Source organism: Pseudomonas paracarnis, assembly GCF_904063055.1.
GTDB lineage: Bacteria > Pseudomonadota > Gammaproteobacteria > Pseudomonadales > Pseudomonadaceae > Aquipseudomonas > Aquipseudomonas paracarnis.
Genome location: NZ_CAJFCN010000005.1, coordinates 52,819 through 73,189 on the forward strand (window position 1 = coordinate 52,819; position 20,371 = coordinate 73,189).

The following is a 20,371-nucleotide window of genomic DNA, read 5'->3' on the forward strand; positions in this document are numbered from 1 at the left end:
TATGAGCCAGGTTGTCGTATATTCCAGCGATTATTGCCCGTTTTGCATTCGAGCCAAGCAGCTGCTGCAGAGCAAGAAGGTCGCCTTCGAAGAGATCAAGGTTGATGGCAAGCCTCAGGTGCGCGCCGAAATGGCCCAGAAGGCTGGCCGCACGTCGGTCCCGCAGATCTGGATCGGCACCCGGCATATCGGTGGTTGCGATGACCTGTTCGCTCTGGAGCGCGCCGGTAAACTTGATGCGCTGCTGTCCGTCTGACTGCCAACCCCTTAAGAACCCCAAGATAAAGAAGGATCTGCGATGACTGATCAACAGAATACCGAAGCAGCAGAAGCTCAAGGCCCACAGTTTTCGCTGCAGCGCATCTACGTGCGCGACCTGTCGTTCGAAGCGCCGAAAAGCCCGGCGATCTTCCGTCAGGAATGGACCCCAAGCGTTGCGCTGGACCTGAACACCCGTCAGAAAGCCCTGGAAGGCGACTTCCACGAAGTCGTGCTGACCCTGTCGGTCACCGTCAAGAATGGTGAAGAGGTCGCTTTCATCGCTGAAGTGCAACAGGCCGGTATCTTCCTGATCCAGGGCCTGGACGAGGCGTCCATGAGCCACACCCTGGGCGCGTTCTGCCCGAACATCCTGTTCCCGTATGCCCGTGAGACCCTGGACAGCCTGGTCACCCGTGGTTCGTTCCCGGCCCTGATGCTGGCCCCGGTGAACTTCGATGCCCTGTACGCCCAAGAGCTGCAGCGCATGCAACAGGAAGGCGCGCCAACCGTTCAGTAATTTGCTGAGCGATGCCGTTCTAAAATGTGGGAGCGGGCTTGTGTGGGAGCTGGCTTGCCTGCGATAGCATCACTGCGGTGTGACTGACACACCGAGGTGCCTGCATCGCGGGCAAGCCCGGCTCCCACACAAGCCCGCTCCCACATTTGTTATGCGGTGTTATTTAAAGCCCAGTTGGCGCCAGCCTTCATAGACGGCAACGGCTACGGTGTTCGACAGGTTCAGGCTGCGGCAGCCTTCACGCATCGGCAAGCGCAGGCGATGGCCATCGGGCAATGCGTCAAGCACCTCGGCCGGCAGGCCTCGGCTCTCCGGGCCGAACAGGAACGCGTCGCCCTCGGCAAAGCTGGCATCATGAAACGGCCGCGAGCCCTTGGTGGTGAACGCGAACAGCCGAGGGTGGCCCAGGCTTTCCAGGCAACTGGCCAGGTCGGCATGGCGCTTGAGGGTGGCGTACTCGTGGTAGTCCAGCCCGGCACGGCGCAGGCGCTTGTCGTCCATGTCAAAGCCCAACGGCTCGATCAAATGCAGGTGGCAGCCACTGTTGGCGCACAGCCTGATAACGTTGCCGGTATTCGGCGGAATTTCTGGTTGAAAAAGGATGACGTGAAACATGCACGGCTCCGAAGGCAAAGATGCGCTGCATTCTACCCCCGAAGACGACCCGAGACCGAAGCTATTGCCGAGGGTGTTGGGCTCATTGGCGATTGTCGGCTTGATGATTGGCTTGATGATCGGTCGCTTGACCACCCCCGAGCCGCTTGAGCTGCAACAGGTAGAACCTGAGGCGGATGGTTTGGTGGTGTGGTTCAACGACGAACCCAAGCTGCACGGCGAGCATATCGACGGCACCGTGGCGTTGCTGTTTGACGCCCAGGGCAAGGCTGCCAGCGGGCAGCTCAAGGTCAATGACAAGGACGTGAATTGGCGCATACGCAAGACCGATGCTGGCCTGCTGCTGAACCTGGTGGCGGCTCGGCCGTTGCGTGGGGAGTGGAGCGGTGCAGAGGTCGATGGCCGCTGGCGGCTGGAGATCCATCTCCAAGAGCAATAAAAGAGGGAGTTCCCGGCCTGCCTGTACCAGGGCTCCCAAAACGGGGTGAAGCCTGAGGCTTCGGTGTTAAAGAGGGGATTCTCGGCCTGCCTGTACCAAGGTCCCCGAAACTGGGTGGTACTGGGGTTATTGCAGGGGGCGTGCCAAAACTTGCAATTGCTGCTTGAAAAAAATGCCAAAAAGCGCAAAGCCCCGGAATACGGGGCTTTGTTTGTTTCTGCTGCTAAGAAATTTGTAGCGAAAGCGATAGGCGAGTTTTCTGGTCTGTGCTCAATGCCGGTTCATCGTGCATTGAAGCGGTGCACAGTCTGCAGGCATTGCACAAAACCAATGTGGGAGCTGGCTTGCCTGCGATGACGGCGTGTCAGCCCTATACTGGGTGACCGACACACCGTCATCGCGGGCAAGCCCGGCTCCCACACGGGGCCTTCAGCGGTGTTGGGGTTCAGGCTTCATCACCCTCGTCATCATCCCCACCATCCACCTTCATCCCCAATTCCTTGATCTTGCGCGTCAGGGTATTGCGCCCCCAACCCAGCAGCACGGCGGCATCACGGCGGCGGCCGGCGGTGTGTTTGAGCGCGGTCTCGATCATGATCCGCTCGAACGCTGGCACGGCGCTGTCCAGCAGGTTCGACTGGCCGCGTGCCAAGGCCTGGTCGGCCCATTGGCGCAGCGCCTGTTCCCAGTTGGTCACGGGAGCCGAGTCCTGCGGCAGGCTCAGCAGCTCCGGCGGCAGGTCGCTGATGTGCACTTCGCGCCCGGAGGCCATTACGGTGATCCAGCGGCAGGTGTTCTCCAGCTGGCGCACGTTGCCGGGCCACGGCAGATTCTTGAGGTATTCCTCGGTCTCGCTTTTGAGCAGCTTGGGCTCCACCGCCAGCTCCAGGGCGGCGCGGCTGAGGAAATGGCGGGCGAGGGTAGGGATATCTTCGCGGCGGTCCGACATGCGCGGAATGTGGATGCGGATCACGTTGAGGCGGTGGAACAAGTCCTCACGGAATTTACCCGCATGCACCAGTGTTTCCAGGTTCTGGTGGGTGGCCGCGATGATGCGCACATCCACCTTCACCGGCGTATGCCCGCCCACACGATAGAACTCGCCGTCAGCCAGCACGCGCAGCAAGCGAGTCTGAGTATCGGCCGGCATGTCGCCGATTTCATCGAGGAACAGTGTGCCGCCGTCCGCCTGTTCAAAGCGTCCGCGACGCAGGTTGGCTGCCCCGGTGAACGCGCCTTTTTCATGGCCGAACAGCTCGGACTCCATCAAATCCTTGGGAATCGCCGCCATATTCAGTGCGATAAACGGCGAGGCCGCCCGAGGGCTGTGGCGGTGCAGGGCGTGGGCCACCAGTTCTTTACCGGTCCCCGATTCGCCGTTGATCAACACGGTGATGTTGGAATGGCTCAAGCGCCCGATGGCGCGAAACACTTCCTGCATCGCCGGCGCTTCCCCGATGATTTCCGGAGTACGGGTCAGGGTCGGCGGCGCTTCCTGGTTCTGTTGTTCCTGGGCGTGCTGGTTGGCGCGTTTGACCAGCGCTACCGCCTCATCCACGTCAAATGGCTTGGGCAGGTATTCAAAGGCGCCGCCCTGATAGGACGCGACAGCGCTGTCCAGGTCCGAGTGGGCGGTCATGATGATCACCGGCAAGCGCGGGTGCTGCTCGCGAATGCGCGCCAGCAAGTCCAGGCCACTGGCCCCAGGCATGCGGATATCGGAAATGATCACGTCCGGTTGCTGACGTGCCAGGCGGCTCATCACCCCATCGGCGCTGTCGAAGCTCTGGGTGGTCATGCCTTCTTGTTGCAAGGCTTTTTCGAGGACCCAGCGGATAGAACGGTCGTCGTCGACGATCCAGACAGTTTCACTACGGCTCATGTCGTGGGGGCTCCTTGTTCCAATGGCAGGAAGATCGAGAACGTGGTGTGGCCGGGGTGGCTCTCACATTCGATCAGGCCCTGGTGCTGGCTGATGATGTTCTGGGTAATGGCCAGGCCTAGCCCGGTACCGTCCGGGCGGCCGCTGACCATGGGAAAAAAGATGGTTTCCTGCAGCTCCGCAGGAATGCCGGGGCCGTTGTCGATGATCTCGACCTTGGTCACCAGGCGATGGCGCACATGGCCGATGGTGAACTGGCGCAGGGCGCGGGTGCGCAAACTGATGCGGCCCAGGCGCAGCTCGTTCTGGCTGCTGATGGCCTGCATGGCGTTGCGCACGATGTTGAGCACCGCCTGGATCATCTGCTCGCGGTCGATCAACACGTCGGGAATGCTTGGGTCGTAGTCGCGCACCAAGGTGATGCAACCTTGGCTTTCGGCCTCGACCAATTGGCAGACGCGCTCCAGCACCTCATGCACGTTGGTCATCGCCAGGGACGGCAGCTTGTTGGAGCCGAGCATACGGTCTACCAGGTTACGCAGACGGTCGGCTTCTTCGATGATGACGTTGGTGTAGTCCTTGAGGTGCTCGTCCGGCAGCTCGCGGGACAACAACTGTGCCGCGCCGCGAATGCCGCCCAACGGGTTCTTGATCTCATGGGCGAGGCCGCGCACCAGCATCTTGCTGGTTTCTTGCTTGGACAGCTGTGCTTCCTCCTTGGTGATACGCAGCAGGCGGTCGCGGGGGTGGACTTCGAGCAGCAACAGGGTCGCGCCATTGCTCAGGATTGGGGTTACGGCGTAGTCGACGGTCAACGTTTGCCCGGTCAGCGCGGTGAGCATCGCTTCGCGCTTGGTGAACGGGTGTGCCTGCTCCACGGCCTGGCGCAACGAGCTCAAGGCTTCGGCCGACTCGGTGAACAATTCGCTGATGAACTGCCCATGGCTGCGCTGGCCGCTGATCGCCAGGAGCATCTCCGCCGCCGGGTTCATGTACTCAAGGCGCAGGTCGGCATTGAGCAGGATGGTCGCGGTGGTCAGGTTGTCGAGTAACAAACGGTGCAGTGCATCGCTGATGGTCATCGGGACCTCTTTTGGAGCAAGGCGTGGGCTTGAGGCACACGCTGATACAAGGAAAATGCAAAAACCAAACCAAGGCTCCGAAAAGAAGCGCTAATGCCCTGAAATAAGGGGTTCAGGCGCGAAACTGTGGCGTTCTGCCAGCCTCAACGGGAAGTTTCGAACCAAAATGGGCTGGGCAATTGAGAAGGGTGCAGGCTATCGCACCAATATAGTGCGGTTTTGTGAAGGTTGTTCAGCCACTGAAGATTGAAGGCAAATCGCAGTCAGTGTGGGAGCTGGCTTGCCTGCGATAGCTGTGGTGCATTCAACACGGTTATCGCAGGCAAGCCAGCTCCCACATTTTTAATTGGATTTGCAGTCCTTTTAACCTTTATAGATGCAAAGCTCGGCGGTGGCGCGGATCATCGCCAGCTGGCGCAGCGGATCATTCAGCGGTTCGTGCACGGCCTCGGCCAGCCATTGGGGGCATTTGGGGTCTGTGCGCAGGGGCGTGAAGTCAGCCAGCTGCTGCAGCAGCCTTTTTTGCAGCGCGTCCAATTGCGGGCGAATCTGCTGGACCAGGTCCGGGCGCGGGTCGTCGGGCGCTTTGCCCTGGAACTGCCAGTCGGACAGGTGGGTATATTGCACCAGTTTGTTGGCTTCGATCTGGGCGGCGAAGAACTGCTCGGCAGCGGCCGGGTCCAGCTTGTAGCTCGGCGCCTGGGCAGTGACGCTGGCGATCACCTCTTGTTCGCGCTTCTTGTCCTCCACGGGCTTGTGGCTGTCCCACTTGCTCAGTGCTACCTGGTCGGCAATCTCAAGGCGTTCGGCGATGCTGTTGAGCAGGGGTTCGAGCGTAGGCGGCGCAGCGCTCGCACTGGCACTGATGAACAGCAGGGCAAATACAAGTCGATATCTCAAAGGTGATCTCCTGTGGGAGCGGGCTTGCCCGCGATGGCGGTGTGTCAGTGATACAGCAGGTGGCCGGCAGTGCGCTATCGCAGGCAAGCCAGCTCCCACACTTTGATTGGGTTTGCAGAGTTGGCGTAGCGTAACGCCCAGGCAAAAAAAAAGACCTCCCGAAAGAGGTCTTTTTCATCACGCTGCCTCAAGCAGCGCTACCGGATCAGCAGCTGTAGTACAGCTCGTATTCCAGTGGGTGTACGAAGGTGCGTACTTTGATTTCTTCTTCGCTTTTCAGGGCGATGTAAGCGTCGATGAAGTCGTCGCTGAAAACGCCGCCTTTGGTCAGGAACGCACGGCCCTTGTCCAGCTCTTCCAGGGCTTCTTTCAGGCTGCCGCACACTTGTGGGATCTCTTTGGCCTCTTCAGGCGGCAGGTCGTACAAGTTTTTGTCGGCGGCGTCGCCAGGGTGGATCTTGTTCTGGATACCGTCCAGGCCGGCCATCATCAGGGCGGCGAAGGCCAGGTAAGGGTTGGCAGCCGGGTCTGGGAAGCGCGCTTCGATACGACGGCCTTTAGGGCTGTTGACGTAAGGAATACGGATCGAGGCGGAGCGGTTGCGTGCCGAGTAGGCCAGCATCACCGGCGCTTCAAAACCTGGGACCAGACGCTTGTAGGAGTTGGTCGACGGGTTGGTGAAGCCGTTCAGGGCCTTGCCGTGCTTGATGATGCCGCCGATGAAGTACAGGGCGGTATCGGACAGGCCGGCATAGCCTTCGCCAGCGAAGGTGTTCTTGCCGTCTTTGGAAATCGATACGTGAACGTGCATGCCTGAGCCGTTATCGCCGTACAGCGGCTTAGGCATGAAGGTAGCGGTGCGGCCATAGGCATCGGCAACGTTGTGCACGCAGTATTTCAGAGTTTGAACTTCGTCAGCCTTCTTCACCAGCGTGTTGAATTTCACGCCGATTTCGTTCTGGCCGGCAGTCGCCACTTCGTGGTGGTGAACTTCAACGGTCTGGCCCATTTCTTCCAGTGCGTTGCACATGGAGGTACGGATTTCATGGTCGAAGTCGAACGGTGGTACTGGGAAGTAGCCGCCTTTCACGCCTGGACGGTGGCCTTTGTTGCCGCCTTCCACGTCCTGGTCGGACATCCACGAACCTTGCTCGGAGAAAATCTTGAACATGGAGCCGGAGATGTCGGATTTGAACTTCACCGAGTCGAAGATGAAGAACTCTGGCTCAGGGCCGAAGAATGCGGTGTCGCCGATACCGGTGGACTTCAGGTATTCCTCGGCACGGTGGGCGATGGCGCGTGGGTCGCGGTCATAGCCTTGCATGGTCGAAGGCTCGATGATGTCGCACACCAGGATCAGGGTTGGCTCTTCGGTGAACGGGTCGAGTACGGCGGTGCTGTCGTCTGGCAGCAGGATCATGTCGGAGGCTTCGATGCCTTTCCAGCCGGCGATGGAGGAACCGTCGAACATCTTGCCGACTTCGAAGAAGTCATCTTCCAGCGCATCGCGAGCCGGCATGGTCACGTGGTGCTGAGTGCCTTTTGTGTCCGTGAAGCGCAGATCAATCCATTTAACGTCATGATCTTTGATGAGTTGAACCGACTTCGACATGGTGTCCTCCGGGTGGCTTCGGGCTTGGGTAGTGGAGTTAGCCCTTAGAATTTGGGTGATGCCGGCGCGGATACTCCGCCAAGGCAACCTGCCTCACAAGAGAGCAAATTGCATGCCAGTGCGCCAACATGGCCGTTTTGCCTCAAAATAGCCCCTATAACGGTGCAATCGGCAAAAACGGCATAAATCGCGCACTGCAATGTAGCGTTTATTTGTGTAAATGACCCGTTTTGGTGCATTGCGTAGGCAATGCATATTAACTGGTTAAACCTTGAGCGATTTCCGCTATAATCCGCGCCCCCCTTTTTCAGCAGGCCCGGCGCGCGCTGTTTCCATGAAATTAATCGTTAAAGTCTTCCCCGAGATCACCATCAAAAGCCGACCGGTACGGACGCGTTTCATCCGTCAGTTGGCCAAGAACATCCGTGCCGTGCTCCGTGATCTGGACCCGGCTGTGGTGGTGAACGGCGTGTGGGACAACCTCGAGCTGGAAACCCGCATTACCGACGCCAAAGCCTTGAAGGACATGACCGAGCGCCTGAGCTGCATGCCGGGCATCGCGCATTTCCTGCAGGTGGATGAGTACCCGCTGGGCGACTTCGACGACATCACCGAAAAGTGCAAGCAGCACTACGGTAATGCGCTTGAAGGCAAGATTTTTTCGGTGCGTTGCAAGCGTGCCGGCAAGCACCCGTTCAGCTCCATGGATGTCGAGAAATACGTCGGCAGCAAGCTGCGTCGCGAGTGCGGTGCCGCTGGAATTTCCCTCAAAGCGCCGCAAATTGAAGTGCGCATGGAAATTCGCGACCAACGGTTGTTCGTGATCCACAGCCAGCACAACAGCATCGGCGGCTACCCGCTGGGTGCCTTGGAACAGACCCTGGTATTGATGTCCGGCGGTTTCGATTCCACGGTGGCGGCCTACCAGATCATGCGTCGCGGCCTGATGAGCCATTTCTGCTTCTTCAACCTGGGCGGGCGTGCACACGAATTGGGCGTGATGGAAGTCGCGCACTTTATCTGGAAGAAGTACGGCAGCTCCCAGCGCGTGCTATTTGTAAGCGTGCCGTTCGAGGAAGTGCTGGGCGAAATTCTCGGCAAAGTCGATAACAGTCATATGGGCGTAGTATTGAAGCGTATGATGTTGCGCGCTGCGTCCCGAATCGCCGATCAATTGCAGATCGACGCCCTGGTGACCGGCGAAGCGATTTCCCAGGTTTCCAGCCAGACGCTGCCGAACCTGTCGATCATTGATTGCGTGACCGAGAAGCTGGTGCTGCGCCCGCTGATCGCCAGCCACAAGCAGGACATCATCGACCTGGCCGAGCAAATCGGCACCGCCGACTTTGCCAAGCATATGCCTGAATACTGCGGGGTCATTTCGGTGAACCCCAAGACCCACGCCAAGCGTCACCGCGTGGAGCATGAAGAAAAAGAATTCGACATGGCGATTCTGGAGCGTGCGCTCGAGAACGCCAAGCTGGTGCCAATCGATCGAGTGATCGACGAATTGGGCCAGGATGTGCAGATCGAAGAAGTCAGCGAAGCCCTGGCCGGCCAGATCATCATCGACATCCGTCACCCGGATGCCGCCGACGACGAGCCGCTGGAGATTCCTGGCATCGACGTACAAACGCTGCCGTTCTATGCATTGAACGCGCGTTTCAAGGAACTGGATGACAGCCGTCAGTACCTGCTGTATTGCGACAAAGGCGTGATGAGTCGCCTGCATGCCCACCATTTGCTCAGTGAGGGGCATGCCAATGTGCGCGTTTATCGACCGAGCTAAGAGCCCGGGGCTGTTTGCCTGTGGCCTGCGTCACCGGCCCCCCGACTCTGCCGTCAAGCTGTAACGGCAAGGCCTGACTCTACTGTTAATCGCTGCCACGACCTGTCAGCACACCGAATCCTCTGATCGAGATACACAAGTGATCGAAAATCTACGTAACATCGCCATCATTGCTCACGTTGACCATGGTAAAACCACCCTGGTAGACAAACTCCTGCGTCAATCCGGCACCCTGGAGCGCAACGAGCTCAACGACGAGCGCGTGATGGACTCCAACGACCAGGAAAAAGAGCGCGGTATTACCATCCTGGCTAAAAACACCGCTATCAACTGGAACGGCTACCACATCAACATCGTGGATACCCCGGGCCACGCCGACTTCGGCGGCGAAGTAGAACGCGTAATGTCGATGGTTGACTCCGTTCTGCTGCTGGTTGACGCTCAAGACGGCCCTATGCCGCAAACTCGTTTCGTGACCAAGAAGGCTTTCGAAGCCGGCCTGCGTCCGATCGTGTGCATCAACAAGGTTGACCGTCCAGGCGCGCGTCCGGACTGGGTTCTGGACCAGATCTTCGACCTGTTCGACAACCTGGGTGCTACCGAAGAACAGCTGGACTTCCAAGTCATCTACGCCTCGGCCCTGAACGGTATTGCTGGTCTTGACCACACCGACATGGCTGAAGACATGACCCCGCTGTACCAGTCGATCGTCGACAACGTACCAGCACCGAAAGTCGACCGTGAAGGCCCGTTCCAGATGCAAATCTCGGCACTGGACTACAACAGCTTCCTGGGTGTTATCGGCGTTGGCCGTATCGCTCGTGGTAGCGTCAAGCCGAACACCCCGGTTGTTGCTATCGGCGCTGACGGCAAGAAGCGTAACGGTCGTATCCTGAAGCTGATGGGTCACCACGGCCTGCACCGCATCGACGTTGAAGAAGCTTTCGCTGGCGACATCGTATGCGTGAGCGGTATGGACTCGCTGTTCATCTCCGACACCCTGTGCCAGCCGGACAACGTCGAGGCGATGAAGCCTCTGACCGTTGACGAGCCAACCGTTTCCATGACCTTCCAGGTAAACGACTCGCCTTTCTGCGGTAAAGAAGGCAAGTTCGTGACCTCCCGTAACATCAAGGAGCGTCTGGACAAAGAGCTGCTGTACAACGTTGCTCTGCGCGTTGAAGAAGGCGACTCGGCTGACAAGTTCAAGGTCTCCGGCCGTGGTGAGCTGCACCTCTCGGTACTGATCGAAACCATGCGTCGCGAAGGCTTCGAAATGGGTGTTGGTCGTCCGGAAGTGATCATCCGTCAGGTTGACGGCGTGAAGCAGGAACCGTTCGAAAACGTCACCATCGACACCCCTGAAGAATCCCAGGGCAAGGTCATGGAAGAGATGGGCCTGCGTAAGGGCGACCTGACCAACATGGTGCCGGATGGCAAAGGCCGTGTGCGTCTGGAATACAACATCCCTGCTCGTGGTCTGATCGGTTTCCGTAACCAGTTCCTGACCCTGACCAACGGTGCTGGCATCCTGACCTCGATCTTCGATCGCTACGACACCATGAAGTCCGGCGACATGTCCGGCCGTCAGAACGGTGTTCTGGTATCGGTAGAAACCGGCAAGGCGCTGACCTACTCCCTGGAAACCCTCCAGGCGCGTGGCAAGCTGTTCGTTGAACACGGTCAAGAGATCTACAACGGCCAGATCGTTGGTCTGAACAGCCGTGACAACGACATGGGCGTCAACCCAACCAAAGGCAAGAAGCTCGACAACATGCGTGCTTCGGGCAAAGACGAAACCATCGCTCTGGTTCCACCTGTTCGCTTCACCCTGGAACAGGCCCTGGAATTCATCCAGGACGACGAGCTGTGCGAAGTCACGCCTAAGTCGATCCGCCTGCGTAAGAAGATCCTGGACGAAGGCGAGCGTACCCGCGCTGCCAAGAAAGCCAAGAACTGAGTTAACTCAGGCTGAATGAAAAACGCCCCCGGTCGAAAGGCGGGGGCGTTTTTTTATGCCTGCAGGTTTTGTGGTGACTGTGCCGTTGTGATCGTTCCCACGCTCCGCGTGGGAACGCCGCGTGGGAACGCCGCGTGGGACGCTCCGCGTCCTGCTTTCAAGAGCGGACGCAGAGCGTCCACAGCTGCATTCCCACGCAGAGCGTGGGAACGATCAAAAACTTAGAACTTGTCGAGGGTCTTGAAGTTAGTCTCGCGCACCACTTCCTTGGGCTTATACGCGCAATACCCCGGCCGCGGCCCGATTTTCGGGTGGTTGCGGCACGTATCCGGGCGCTTGTCATAAATAGTGCAAAAGCGCGTCTTACGATCCAGGTACAGGCAGTCGTTGTTGCTCATGCGCTGCAGGGTAAAAATTTCGGACTTGTTGTTGTACCGCTCGACGATGCCTTCTTTCTGCAAACGCTTGGCGATGTTCTTCGGCGGATCGCCGCGCTCGAACTCATCGACGATGCCAATGCGGATCAGGTCCTTGATCTTCACCTCAACCGGCAGGGTGCAGCAGCTGGACACGCAGCCGCCGCACATGTGGGCGGAATATTTCTGCCAGGTCTCTAAACGGTCGAGTTCCGCGGCGGCGATCAGTTGAGGCTTCATCAGGGTTCCAGGGTGGGGCGGTATACGGGCGCGGGATCATACCGGGATTGGTGGTTTTTTGAACAATATTTTGCAGGTTTCAGCTCAAAGGTTTGGCCACTGCCTGATCGGCACGACCCCTGCATCAAATTCAGTCCATGGCGAATGAGTTAAAAAACTGCCGAACCAGCACGTCTACCGTCTGTCAGACCGACTAGGCTCTAGCAACTCCTTCAATCTCGCCCGAGGTCGCACCGATGTCTCAGGAACCGCTTGCACGAGAAGCAGAGGTAGCCGCATTCCGCGATGCTGTCTTGACCAAACTCACCTACGCGGTGGGCAAGGACCCGGATCACGCCTTCGACCATGACTGGTTCGAAGCCATTGCCCTGGCCGCCCGCGACCAGATGGTCGACCACTGGATGGACCACACGCGGCGTATTTATCGCAAAGGCCAGAAGCGTGTTTATTACCTGTCCCTGGAATTTCTCATCGGCCGCTTGCTCTACGACAGCCTGAGCAACCTGGGTGTGCTGGAGATCGCTCGCGAAGCGCTGTCGGAGCTGGGCGTGGATCTGGAGCGCATCCGCCTGCTGGAGCCCGACGCGGCGCTCGGCAACGGTGGTCTGGGCCGTCTGGCGGCGTGCTTTATGGAAAGCATGTCGACGCTGGGCATTGCGGGCCACGGTTACGGCATTCGTTATGAACACGGCTTGTTCCGCCAGGCCATTGTCGACGGTTGGCAGCAGGAGCAGACCGAACGCTGGCTGGATTTCGGCAACCCTTGGGAATTCGAGCGCGCCGAGGTGATTTACCCGATCGGGTTTGGCGGGAGCGTTGAAACCATTGCGGACGCCTCCGGCAAGATGATCCAGGTGTGGTCGCCCAACGAAACCGTACGTGCCGTGGCCTATGACACGCCGGTCGTCGGTTGGCGCGGGGCCAGCGTCAACACCCTGCGCCTCTGGCGTGCACGGGCCGTAGAAGACCTGCACCTGGAGCGCTTTAATGCCGGTGACCATTTGGGCGCCGTCGCCGAAGTGGCCCGCGCCGAAAGCATCTCCCGAGTGCTTTACCCGGCCGACAGCACCGAAGCAGGGCAGGAACTGCGCCTGCGCCAGGAATATTTCTTCGTCTCCGCGTCCCTGCAGGATTTGCTGCGCCGCCACAAGAACATGCACGGTTCGGTATTGAGCCTGGGCGAGCACGCCGCCATCCAACTCAACGACACCCACCCGTCCATCGCCGTGGCCGAGTTGATGCGCCAGCTGGTCGATTTGCATGACATTCCCTGGGAAGCCGCGTGGGATGTCACCGTCGAGACCCTTTCGTATACCAACCACACCCTGCTGCCCGAAGCGCTGGAAACCTGGCCGGTAGGTTTGATGGAACGCATGCTGCCCCGGCACATGCAGATCATCTACCTGATCAACGCCCAGCATATCGACTCGCTGCGTGCCAAGGGCATCCACGACTTCGACGTCTTGCGCGCTGTGTCGCTGATCGAAGAAGACAACGGTCGCCGCGTGCGCATGGGCAACCTGGCGTTCCTGGGCTCCCATAGCGTCAACGGCGTGTCCGGTTTGCATACCCAACTGATGCGCAGCACGGTGTTCTCCGAACTGCACAAGCTCTACCCCGAACGCATCAATAACAAAACCAACGGCATTACCTTCCGTCGCTGGCTGTACCAGGCCAACCCCAAGTTGACCGATATGTTGGTGGAAGCGCTGGGCCCGGATATTCTCGACCAGCCCGAGCAGCGTCTTATCGAGTTGGAACCCTTTGCCGAGAAACCGGCCTTCCGCAAAGCGTTCGCTGAGCAGCGCCTGCACAGCAAGCGCGCACTGGCGCAGATCATCCATGAGCGCCTGGGCATTGCGATCAACCCGGCGGCGATGTTCGACGTGCAGGTCAAGCGCATCCACGAATACAAGCGCCAACTGCTCAACCTGCTGCACACCGTGGCGCTGTACCAGGCGATCCGTGCCGAGCCGGGCATCGACTGGGTGCCTCGGGTCAAGATCTTTGCCGGCAAGGCGGCAGCCAGCTATCACCAGGCCAAGCTGATCATCAAGCTGACCAACGACATCGCCCGCACCGTCAACAACGACCCGACCGTGCGCGGCCTGCTCAAGGTGGTGTTCCTGCCCAACTACAACGTCAGCTTGGCGGAAAGCATCATTCCGGCAGCGGATTTGTCGGAGCAGATTTCCACCGCCGGTTTCGAAGCGTCCGGCACCAGCAACATGAAGTTCGGCCTCAACGGCGCGCTGACCATCGGCACCATGGACGGCGCCAACGTGGAGATGCACGAGCGTGTCGGCGCCGAGCACATGTTTATCTTTGGCCTCAGTGCCCAGCAGGTGGAGGCCCGCAAACACGCCGGCGAGTTCAACGCCGGGCCGGATATCGCTGCCTCCCATCGTTTGAATGATGTGCTGCAAGCGATCCGTGGCGGGGTGTTTTCGCCGGACGACCCGGGCCGCTATGTGGGCCTGATCGATGGGCTGATCGACTACGACCGCTTCCTGGTGTGTGCCGACTTTGACGCCTACTGGGACGCCCAGGCGCGGGTCGAGGCGCATTGGCACGACTCCAAGGCCTGGTGGCGCTCGGCCGTGCTCAACACAGCGCGCATGGGCTGGTTCAGCTCGGACCGCACCATCCGCGAATATGCCACCGAGATCTGGAAAGCCCTCGACTGACGGCCGCGGTTAAAAATGTGGGAGGGGGCTTGCCCCCGATAGCGGTTGATCAGTCACTCATGCATTGACTGAATGACCGCAATCGGGGGCAAGCCCCCTCCCACATCAAGCCTGGTCGTGAACTCTATTGGCGTTAAATCCTCTGATTAGAGGAAATCAGCCTCGACTCGCGCTAAACTGCGCGGGTTTTCAGCCCCCCATTCTCCGGAGCCGTCCATGTCCCGCGTTACCTTGAGTCGCTATTTGATCGAGCAGACCCGCAGCAACAACACGCCTGCCGATCTGCGCTTCCTTATCGAAGTGGTGGCGCGTGCTTGCAAGGAAATCAGCCACGCCGTTTCCAAAGGCGCACTGGGCGGTGTCCTGGGCAGCATGGGCACTGAAAACGTGCAGGGCGAAGTGCAGAAGAAACTGGACGTTCTGTCCAACGAAATCCTGCTCGAAGCCAACGAATGGGGTGGCCACCTGGCCGGCATGGCGTCCGAAGAAATGGACAATGCCTACCAGATCCCAGGCAAATACCCGAAGGGCGCATACCTGCTGGTATTCGACCCACTGGACGGTTCGTCCAACATCGACATTAACGCACCGGTCGGCACCATCTTCTCGGTGCTGCGTTGCCCCAACGAATACCTGAGCCAGAACGAAGCCCTGAACGAAAAGGCCTTCCTGCAACCAGGCACCGAGCAGGTTGCTGCCGGCTACGCGATCTACGGCCCACAGACCATGCTGGTGCTGACCCTGGGCGACGGCGTCAAAGGCTTCACCCTGGACCGTGAAATGGGCAGCTTCGTACTCACCCACGAAGACATTTCGATTCCTGCTTCTACCCAGGAATTTGCCATCAACATGTCCAACCAGCGCCACTGGGAAGAACCGGTGAAGCGCTACGTCAACGAGCTGATGGAAGGCGAAGAAGGCCCGTTGAAGAAGAACTTCAACATGCGCTGGGTAGCCGCGATGGTTGCCGACGTGCACCGCATCCTGACCCGTGGTGGCCTGTTCATGTACCCACGCGACAGCCGCGAGCCGTCCAAGCCAGGCAAGCTGCGCCTGATGTACGAAGCCAACCCGATGTCGTTTTTGGTTGAACAGGCAGGCGGTGCGTCTACCGACGGCCACCAGCGCATCCTCGACATCCAGCCTGAAGGCCTGCACCAGCGTGTGGCGGTGTTCCTGGGTTCGAAGGAAGAAGTTGAGCGCGTGACGGCTTATCACAAGAAGTAAGAGCTTGCGGTAACAAAAAAGCCCCGAAATGCGCTCAGCGCTTCGGGGCTTTTGTTTTTATTGAATAAGGTTTTTCAGCAGCAACGCCTGCAGGCTTTTCCGAGTGTCGGCGATGATGTGGACGTAAATGATCGGGTCTCGAATTTCGTAGATGATCCGATTCATGCCACAGACAACCTGTCGATATTGGCTGAGATTCAACTTCTCGATCTCTTGCGGTATCGAGCCAGCATAGGGTTGAGACTCAAGCAGTCGCATGGCCTGTTTCATCGCGTCGTAGGACTGCTGCCAGGTCGATGTCGAGAACTGCCGGATGAGGTATGACTTGATATCTTTAAGGTCGCGTTTTGCCGAGTGAAGAATCACAACCTTGAATGTCATTGAGCGTCGTCCTTGTCCAGCTCGGCGAACACGTCCTCCATGTCTTGAAACTGCCCCAATTCAATCTGCCGGTTGCCCAGGGCCAATAGCTTTAACAAGGCCATGGTTTCTGCCTGCTCCTCAAAACTCTTAACATCCATCACCACCAGCTTCGCTTCGCCATTTTGGGTGATGACCAGGGGTTCGCGGCTTTCCGTGAGTGTTTTGACGATCTCGGCGGTATGACTTTTCAAGTAGCTGATCGGCTTTATCTGCGAAGAAAATTTCATGGGATGACCCCTGCTCAAGGTGTGACTGATTTTAGTCTTAATTTGGTCTTTGCTAGACAGCAACTGATGAAAGGCGGTGATTTTTCACTCGAAAACACGGTTCAAGGGGCCAGTTCACATAAAAAATAAATAGCACCCCCCATCGGGAACCAGACACCCCTTTTCCCTTCTAAGCTTCTGGCAGATACCCCAGCTGCTTTGTCTCTCCAGGAGCTTTTCCATGTCTATACGCCGTCTCGCCCTGCTGGCTTTTTGCGTGCTCTTAGCCGCTTGCAGCAAGGTCACCCAAGAAAACTACCAAAAGCTCTCAGCCGGCATGGCCAAGGCCGAGGTGGAGTCGTTGCTGGGCAAGCCAACCGATTGTTCCGGCGCACTGGGCATGTCCAGCTGCACCTGGGGCGATAAAAACAGCTTTATCAGCGTGCAGTACGCCGGTGACAAAGTTCTGATGTTTTCCGGGCAAGGCCTGAAGTAAACCGGGGCGCGAGCCTGCGGGAGAAGAAGAATGATGCGTTTTGTTTTGTTCCTTTGCGCCAGCCTGTTTTTGGCGGGCTGCGCCAGCCATTCTGGCGATGATCTGCAACCCAAGACTGCGAGCAACGTCAACCTCAAGCGTTACCAGGGCACCTGGTATGAGTTGGCCCGGTTGCCGATGTACTTTCAGCGCAACTGTGCGCAATCCGAAGCCCGCTATACCTTGCTGCCTGATGGTGACATGTCGGTGTTCAACCGCTGCCTGACGCCTGAGTGGAAGTGGCAAGAGGCCAAAGGCACGGCTACGCCGCAGGTACCAGGCAAGACCGACAAGCTGTGGGTGGAATTCAATAACTGGTTTACATCACTGTTGCCGGGCGTTGCCAAGGGCGACTACTGGGTGCTGTATGTCAGCGATGACTACAAGACCGCCATCGTCGGCAGCCCGAGCCGGCGCTATATGTGGATCCTGTCGCGCACGCCGACGGTGAGTGCCGATACCCGCGAAGACCTGCTGAGCAGGGCGCGACAGCAAGGGTATGACACCACGCGGCTGATCTGGCGTACGTCGGACAAGCAGATGGCAAAGTCCTCTCAGTAATCCTGAGTACCCTCAACCCAATGTGGGAGCTGGCTTGCCTGCGATACAGGCACCTCGGTGCATCAGTTGCACCGGGTTGATGCTATCGCAGGCAAGCCAGCTCCCACAGTTGTCATGGGTTGGCCGTTAGTTCAGCAAGTCCTTCAGCACTTGGGTGAATGCCCGGCTGCTGTCTTCTTCGCCAGCATGATGCCCATCTCGCACCACCCACTTGCCATTGACCAGTACATCGCGCACTTGCCGATCACCACCGGCAAATAGCCAGCGGTTGAGAATCCCATCCTCACTGGCCGTCGCCAGGTACGGGTCGCTACCGTCCAGCATTATCCAGTCCGCACGCTTGCCCACTTGCAGTCGACCAATCGGCTGGCCCAGCGCTTGTGCGCCACCGTCCAGCGCAGCATCGAACAGCGTGCGACCCACCATCGGTTGGTCACTGCGATACAACCGATTACGCCGTTGATCGCGCAGGCGCTGGCCGTATTCCAGCCAACGCAGTTCTTCCACCACGCTCAGTGACACATGGCTGTCGGAACCAATGCCCATGCGGCCGCCCTGGGCGAGGAAGTCCACCGCAGGAAAAATCCCATCGCCCAGGTTGGCCTCCGTGGTCAGGCACAAACCTGCAATCGCTCGGCTGTTGGCCATGCGTGTCACTTCGTCGGCATCGGCATGGGTGGCGTGCACCAGGCACCAGCGCTCATCCACCTCGACATTGTCATACAGCCATTGCAACGGGCGCTTGCCGCTCCAGGCCAAGCAGTCGTCGACTTCTTTTTGCTGTTCGGCGATGTGGATATGCACCGGGCAGCTCTTGTCACTGGCGGCCAGCACGGTATGGATTTGTTCGGGGGTGACGGCGCGCAGGGAGTGGAAGCACAGACCCAGTTGCTGCGCCGGTTGTGCCGCCAGAATGGGCTGCAGGCGCGCTTGCAAGTCCAGGTAGTGTTCCGTGCTGTTGATAAACCGTCGCTGGCCTTCATTCGGCGCTTGGCCACCAAAGCCCGCGTGGGTGTAGAGCACTGGCAGCAAGGTCAGGCCGATCCCGCTGCTGGCGGCCGCCTGGCTGATCTGGCGGGACAGTTCCGTACAGTCGGCATAGGGTTGGCCGCTGAGATCGTGGTGCACGTAATGGAACTCGGCCACCGAGGTGTAGCCGGCCTTGAGCATTTCGATATACAGCTGGCGGGCGATGATCTGTAACTGCTCGGGGTTGATCTTGCCGACCATGCGGTACATCAAGTCGCGCCAGGTCCAGAAGCTGTCATTGGGGTTGCCGGCCACTTCGGCCAAGCCCGCCATGGCGCGCTGGAAGGCATGGGAATGCAGGTTCGGCATGCCCGCCAACACCGGGCCCCTGAGCCGCTCCGCACCTTCTGCACTGGCGTTGGGCTCAACCTTTGTCAGCAGGCCATCGGTGCTGACTTCAAGACGTACATCATTGGCCCATCCATTAGGCAGCAGTGCGCGTTCGGCAAAGAAAGCGGACATGATCAAGGCACCCCGGTCGTGTGTTTATTTGTATATACATATACAGACGTTTGCCTGCTCGGTAAACTCCGGCAATCTATGCATCTTTTTCCCCTGCAAGGATTCCCTGTGCCGACTCCGCCCGCCAAGTCTTCGCTGGCTGCCCACATGGACGAAAGTCCGGCGCCCTTGTATGCCCGCGTCAAACAGATGATCAGCCAGCAGATCCTCAACGGCAACTGGCCGCCCCATTACCGCGTGCCGTCGGAAAGCGAGCTGGTCAGCCAGTTGGGCTTCAGCCGCATGACCATCAACCGCGCCCTGCGCGAGCTGACCGCCGAAGGCCTGCTAGTGCGTATGCAGGGGGTGGGTACGTTTGTTGCCGAGCCGAAAAGCCAGTCAGCCCTGTTTGAAGTGCATAACATCGCCGATGAAATCGCCTCCCGCGGGCATCGGCACACTTGCCAGGTGATCACCCTGGGCGAAGAGGCCGCCGGCTCCGAACGCGCCGTTGCCTTGGAAATGCGCGAAGGCGGGCGGGTGTTCCACTCGTTGATCGTGCATTACGAGAACGACATTCCTGTGCAAATAGAAGACCGTTTCGTCAACGCCCTGGTCGCGCCGGAATACTTGCAGCAGGACTTCACCCAGCAAACCCCGTATGCCTATTTGAACCAGGTCGCGCCGTTGACTGAGGGCGAGCATGTGGTTGAGGCGATCCTCGCCGATGCCGCCGAGTGCAAATTGTTGCAGATCGAGCCGAGCGAGCCGTGCCTGTTGATTCGCCGACGCACCTGGTCGGGTCGCCAGCCGGTGACTGCGGCGCGGTTGATCCACCCCGGTTCCCGTCACAGCCTCGAAGGACGCTTCAGTAAATGAGTGAGATCAACGTCTGGCGTGCCGCCGACTACGTGCGCATGCCGTGGAAGAACGGCGGCGGCAGTACCGAAGAAATCAGTCGCGACGCCGGCACCGGCCTGGAGGGTTTTGGCTGGCGTTTGTCGATTGCCGATATCGCCGAATCGGGTGGGTTTTCCACCTTCGCCGGCTACCAGCGCGTGATTACGGTGATCAAAGGCGCCGGCATGGTGTTGACCGTAGACGGTGAGGAGCAGCGCGGGTTGTTACCGTTGCAGCCGTTCGCGTTCAACGGCGAAAGCCAGGTGTCATGCCGTTTGATCACGGGGCCGATTCGCGACTTCAACCTGATCTACTCGCCACAGCGTTACCACGCACGCTTGCAGTGGGTGGATGGCGTGCAGCAGTTTTTCAGCACCGCGCAGACGGTGCTGGTGTTCAGCGTGGCGGATGAGGTGAAGGTGCTGGGCGAGAAGCTCGGCCACCATGATTGCCTGCAAGTGGACGGTAACACGGGCCTGCTGGATATCTCTGTCACTGGCCGCTGCTGCATCATCGAACTGACCGCACGCGATTAAAAACTGTGGGAGCTGCCTTGCCTGCGATAGCGGTATATCAGTAGCTGATGCGCTGACTGGCACACCGCTATCGCAGACAAGCCAGCTCCCACCTTTGTTTTTGCATTGTTCAC

General features: G+C 58.9%; 20 protein-coding genes. 11 read left to right on the forward strand and 9 right to left on the reverse strand.

From position 1 onward, the window contains the following. The first annotated feature begins 1 nt into the window (after window position 1). Together grxC and secB are read left to right on the forward strand one after the other, a co-directional pair. Window positions 2–256 carry a glutaredoxin 3 gene (gene grxC / locus JMV15_RS12540; protein WP_019819989.1) on the forward strand — a complete coding sequence of 85 codons (255 nt, stop codon included), beginning with the start codon at window positions 2–4 and terminating at the stop codon, window positions 254–256. 42 nt (window positions 257–298) lie between these two features. Continuing rightward, window positions 299–778, forward strand: a complete 480-nt coding sequence (gene secB / locus JMV15_RS12545; protein WP_014716520.1) for a protein-export chaperone SecB — start codon at window positions 299–301, stop codon at window positions 776–778. A 159-nt stretch (window positions 779–937) separates the two neighbouring features. On the opposite strand, the gene JMV15_RS12550 is transcribed toward secB, so the two are convergent. Then, window positions 938–1,393, reverse strand: coding sequence for a tRNA (cytidine(34)-2'-O)-methyltransferase (locus JMV15_RS12550; RefSeq protein WP_003171120.1), 456 nt, complete (start codon window positions 1,391–1,393; stop codon window positions 938–940). Between JMV15_RS12550 and JMV15_RS12555 the strand changes: the two genes are divergently transcribed. Continuing rightward, entirely contained in the window at window positions 1,392–1,832 is a 441-nt protein-coding gene (locus JMV15_RS12555) for a hypothetical protein (RefSeq protein WP_014716521.1), read from the forward strand. The two genes, JMV15_RS12550 and JMV15_RS12555, sit on opposite strands and share 2 nt — an antisense overlap. 445 nt (window positions 1,833–2,277) lie before the next feature. Here the strand turns inward: JMV15_RS12555 and ntrC are convergent, their stop codons facing one another. The 4 genes from ntrC to glnA all read right to left on the reverse strand — a co-directional run bounded on the left by ntrC (window position 2,278) and on the right by glnA (window position 7,308). Beyond that, entirely contained in the window at window positions 2,278–3,714 is a 1,437-nt protein-coding gene (gene ntrC / locus JMV15_RS12560) for a nitrogen regulation protein NR(I) (RefSeq protein WP_003187806.1), read from the reverse strand. Further along, a complete protein-coding gene (glnL, locus tag JMV15_RS12565) occupies window positions 3,711–4,796 on the reverse strand; it encodes a nitrogen regulation protein NR(II) (protein WP_014716523.1) in 1,086 nt (361 codons plus the stop codon). The genes ntrC and glnL overlap by 4 nt, the downstream gene beginning before the upstream one ends. Window positions 4,797–5,159: 363 nt before the next feature. Next, window positions 5,160–5,696, reverse strand: coding sequence for a chorismate mutase (locus JMV15_RS12570; protein WP_014716524.1), 537 nt, complete (start codon window positions 5,694–5,696; stop codon window positions 5,160–5,162). A 205-nt stretch (window positions 5,697–5,901) separates the two neighbouring features. After that, on the reverse strand, window positions 5,902–7,308 hold the full coding sequence (glnA, locus tag JMV15_RS12575; protein ID WP_003187811.1) for a type I glutamate--ammonia ligase: 1,407 nt from the start codon (window positions 7,306–7,308) through the stop codon (window positions 5,902–5,904). A 334-nt stretch (window positions 7,309–7,642) separates the two neighbouring features. Between glnA and thiI the strand changes: the two genes are divergently transcribed. Together thiI and typA are read left to right on the forward strand one after the other, a co-directional pair. Beyond that, entirely contained in the window at window positions 7,643–9,097 is a 1,455-nt protein-coding gene (gene thiI / locus JMV15_RS12580) for a tRNA uracil 4-sulfurtransferase ThiI (protein WP_014716525.1), read from the forward strand. Window positions 9,098–9,236: 139 nt separating this feature from the next. After that, window positions 9,237–11,057 (forward strand): translational GTPase TypA, encoded by a 1,821-nt coding sequence (typA, locus tag JMV15_RS12585; RefSeq protein WP_014716526.1) that lies wholly within the window; start codon window positions 9,237–9,239, stop codon window positions 11,055–11,057. Window positions 11,058–11,278: 221 nt separating this feature from the next. Here typA and JMV15_RS12590 read toward each other — a convergent pair whose 3' ends face one another. Then, a complete protein-coding gene (locus JMV15_RS12590; protein WP_003187815.1) occupies window positions 11,279–11,713 on the reverse strand; it encodes a YkgJ family cysteine cluster protein in 435 nt (144 codons plus the stop codon). Window positions 11,714–11,949: 236 nt separating this feature from the next. Between JMV15_RS12590 and JMV15_RS12595 the strand changes: the two genes are divergently transcribed. Further along, window positions 11,950–14,400, forward strand: coding sequence for a glycogen/starch/alpha-glucan phosphorylase (locus JMV15_RS12595; RefSeq protein ID WP_020302392.1), 2,451 nt, complete (start codon window positions 11,950–11,952; stop codon window positions 14,398–14,400). Window positions 14,401–14,616: 216 nt separating this feature from the next. After that, on the forward strand, window positions 14,617–15,627 hold the full coding sequence (locus JMV15_RS12600; protein WP_003187818.1) for a class 1 fructose-bisphosphatase: 1,011 nt from the start codon (window positions 14,617–14,619) through the stop codon (window positions 15,625–15,627). Window positions 15,628–15,684: 57 nt separating this feature from the next. Here JMV15_RS12600 and JMV15_RS12605 read toward each other — a convergent pair whose 3' ends face one another. Continuing rightward, window positions 15,685–16,008, reverse strand: coding sequence for a type II toxin-antitoxin system RelE/ParE family toxin (locus tag JMV15_RS12605; RefSeq protein WP_201491574.1), 324 nt, complete (start codon window positions 16,006–16,008; stop codon window positions 15,685–15,687). Continuing rightward, window positions 16,005–16,277 (reverse strand): type II toxin-antitoxin system Phd/YefM family antitoxin, encoded by a 273-nt coding sequence (locus tag JMV15_RS12610; protein WP_003171142.1) that lies wholly within the window; start codon window positions 16,275–16,277, stop codon window positions 16,005–16,007. The genes JMV15_RS12605 and JMV15_RS12610 overlap by 4 nt, the downstream gene beginning before the upstream one ends. Window positions 16,278–16,497: 220 nt before the next feature. Between JMV15_RS12610 and JMV15_RS12615 the strand changes: the two genes are divergently transcribed. Together JMV15_RS12615 and JMV15_RS12620 are read left to right on the forward strand one after the other, a co-directional pair. Then, window positions 16,498–16,752, forward strand: coding sequence for a hypothetical protein (locus JMV15_RS12615; RefSeq protein ID WP_003187823.1), 255 nt, complete (start codon window positions 16,498–16,500; stop codon window positions 16,750–16,752). Window positions 16,753–16,782: 30 nt separating this feature from the next. Next, window positions 16,783–17,352 carry a lipocalin family protein gene (locus tag JMV15_RS12620; RefSeq protein ID WP_014716529.1) on the forward strand — a complete coding sequence of 190 codons (570 nt, stop codon included), beginning with the start codon at window positions 16,783–16,785 and terminating at the stop codon, window positions 17,350–17,352. A 126-nt stretch (window positions 17,353–17,478) separates the two neighbouring features. Here the strand turns inward: JMV15_RS12620 and JMV15_RS12625 are convergent, their stop codons facing one another. Continuing rightward, a complete protein-coding gene (locus JMV15_RS12625) occupies window positions 17,479–18,843 on the reverse strand; it encodes a formimidoylglutamate deiminase (protein ID WP_014716530.1) in 1,365 nt (454 codons plus the stop codon). A gap of 147 nt (window positions 18,844–18,990) precedes the next feature. Here JMV15_RS12625 and hutC point away from each other — a divergent pair, with 147 nt between their 5' ends. Together hutC and JMV15_RS12635 are read left to right on the forward strand one after the other, a co-directional pair. Further along, window positions 18,991–19,701 carry a histidine utilization repressor gene (gene hutC / locus JMV15_RS12630; protein ID WP_224796965.1) on the forward strand — a complete coding sequence of 237 codons (711 nt, stop codon included), beginning with the start codon at window positions 18,991–18,993 and terminating at the stop codon, window positions 19,699–19,701. Continuing rightward, window positions 19,698–20,258 carry a HutD/Ves family protein gene (locus JMV15_RS12635; RefSeq protein WP_014716532.1) on the forward strand — a complete coding sequence of 187 codons (561 nt, stop codon included), beginning with the start codon at window positions 19,698–19,700 and terminating at the stop codon, window positions 20,256–20,258. Before hutC ends, JMV15_RS12635 begins: the two co-directional genes overlap by 4 nt. The last annotated feature ends 113 nt before the right edge of the window (window positions 20,259–20,371 follow it).

Excerpts from the sequence above, each read along its gene's own strand:
- grxC (WP_019819989.1), top strand. The coding sequence starts at position 2 with ATGAGCCAGGTTGTCGTATATTCCAGCGATTATTGCCCGTTTTGCATT.
- secB (WP_014716520.1), top strand. The coding sequence starts at position 299 with ATGACTGATCAACAGAATACCGAAGCAGCAGAAGCTCAAGGCCCACAG.
- JMV15_RS12555 (WP_014716521.1), top strand. The coding sequence starts at position 1,392 with ATGCACGGCTCCGAAGGCAAAGATGCGCTGCATTCTACCCCCGAAGAC.
- JMV15_RS12550 (WP_003171120.1), bottom strand. The coding sequence starts at position 1,393 with ATGTTTCACGTCATCCTTTTTCAACCAGAAATTCCGCCGAATACCGGC.
- ntrC (WP_003187806.1), bottom strand. The coding sequence starts at position 3,714 with ATGAGCCGTAGTGAAACTGTCTGGATCGTCGACGACGACCGTTCTATC.
- glnL (WP_014716523.1), bottom strand. The coding sequence starts at position 4,796 with ATGACCATCAGCGATGCACTGCACCGTTTGTTACTCGACAACCTGACC.
- glnA (WP_003187811.1), bottom strand. The coding sequence starts at position 7,308 with ATGTCGAAGTCGGTTCAACTCATCAAAGATCATGACGTTAAATGGATT.
- thiI (WP_014716525.1), top strand. The coding sequence starts at position 7,643 with ATGAAATTAATCGTTAAAGTCTTCCCCGAGATCACCATCAAAAGCCGA.
- JMV15_RS12590 (WP_003187815.1), bottom strand. The coding sequence starts at position 11,713 with ATGAAGCCTCAACTGATCGCCGCCGCGGAACTCGACCGTTTAGAGACC.
- JMV15_RS12595 (WP_020302392.1), top strand. The coding sequence starts at position 11,950 with ATGTCTCAGGAACCGCTTGCACGAGAAGCAGAGGTAGCCGCATTCCGC.
- JMV15_RS12600 (WP_003187818.1), top strand. The coding sequence starts at position 14,617 with ATGTCCCGCGTTACCTTGAGTCGCTATTTGATCGAGCAGACCCGCAGC.
- JMV15_RS12605 (WP_201491574.1), bottom strand. The coding sequence starts at position 16,008 with ATGACATTCAAGGTTGTGATTCTTCACTCGGCAAAACGCGACCTTAAA.
- JMV15_RS12610 (WP_003171142.1), bottom strand. The coding sequence starts at position 16,277 with ATGAAATTTTCTTCGCAGATAAAGCCGATCAGCTACTTGAAAAGTCAT.
- JMV15_RS12615 (WP_003187823.1), top strand. The coding sequence starts at position 16,498 with ATGTCTATACGCCGTCTCGCCCTGCTGGCTTTTTGCGTGCTCTTAGCC.
- JMV15_RS12620 (WP_014716529.1), top strand. The coding sequence starts at position 16,783 with ATGATGCGTTTTGTTTTGTTCCTTTGCGCCAGCCTGTTTTTGGCGGGC.
- JMV15_RS12625 (WP_014716530.1), bottom strand. The coding sequence starts at position 18,843 with ATGTCCGCTTTCTTTGCCGAACGCGCACTGCTGCCTAATGGATGGGCC.
- hutC (WP_224796965.1), top strand. The coding sequence starts at position 18,991 with ATGGACGAAAGTCCGGCGCCCTTGTATGCCCGCGTCAAACAGATGATC.
- JMV15_RS12635 (WP_014716532.1), top strand. The coding sequence starts at position 19,698 with ATGAGTGAGATCAACGTCTGGCGTGCCGCCGACTACGTGCGCATGCCG.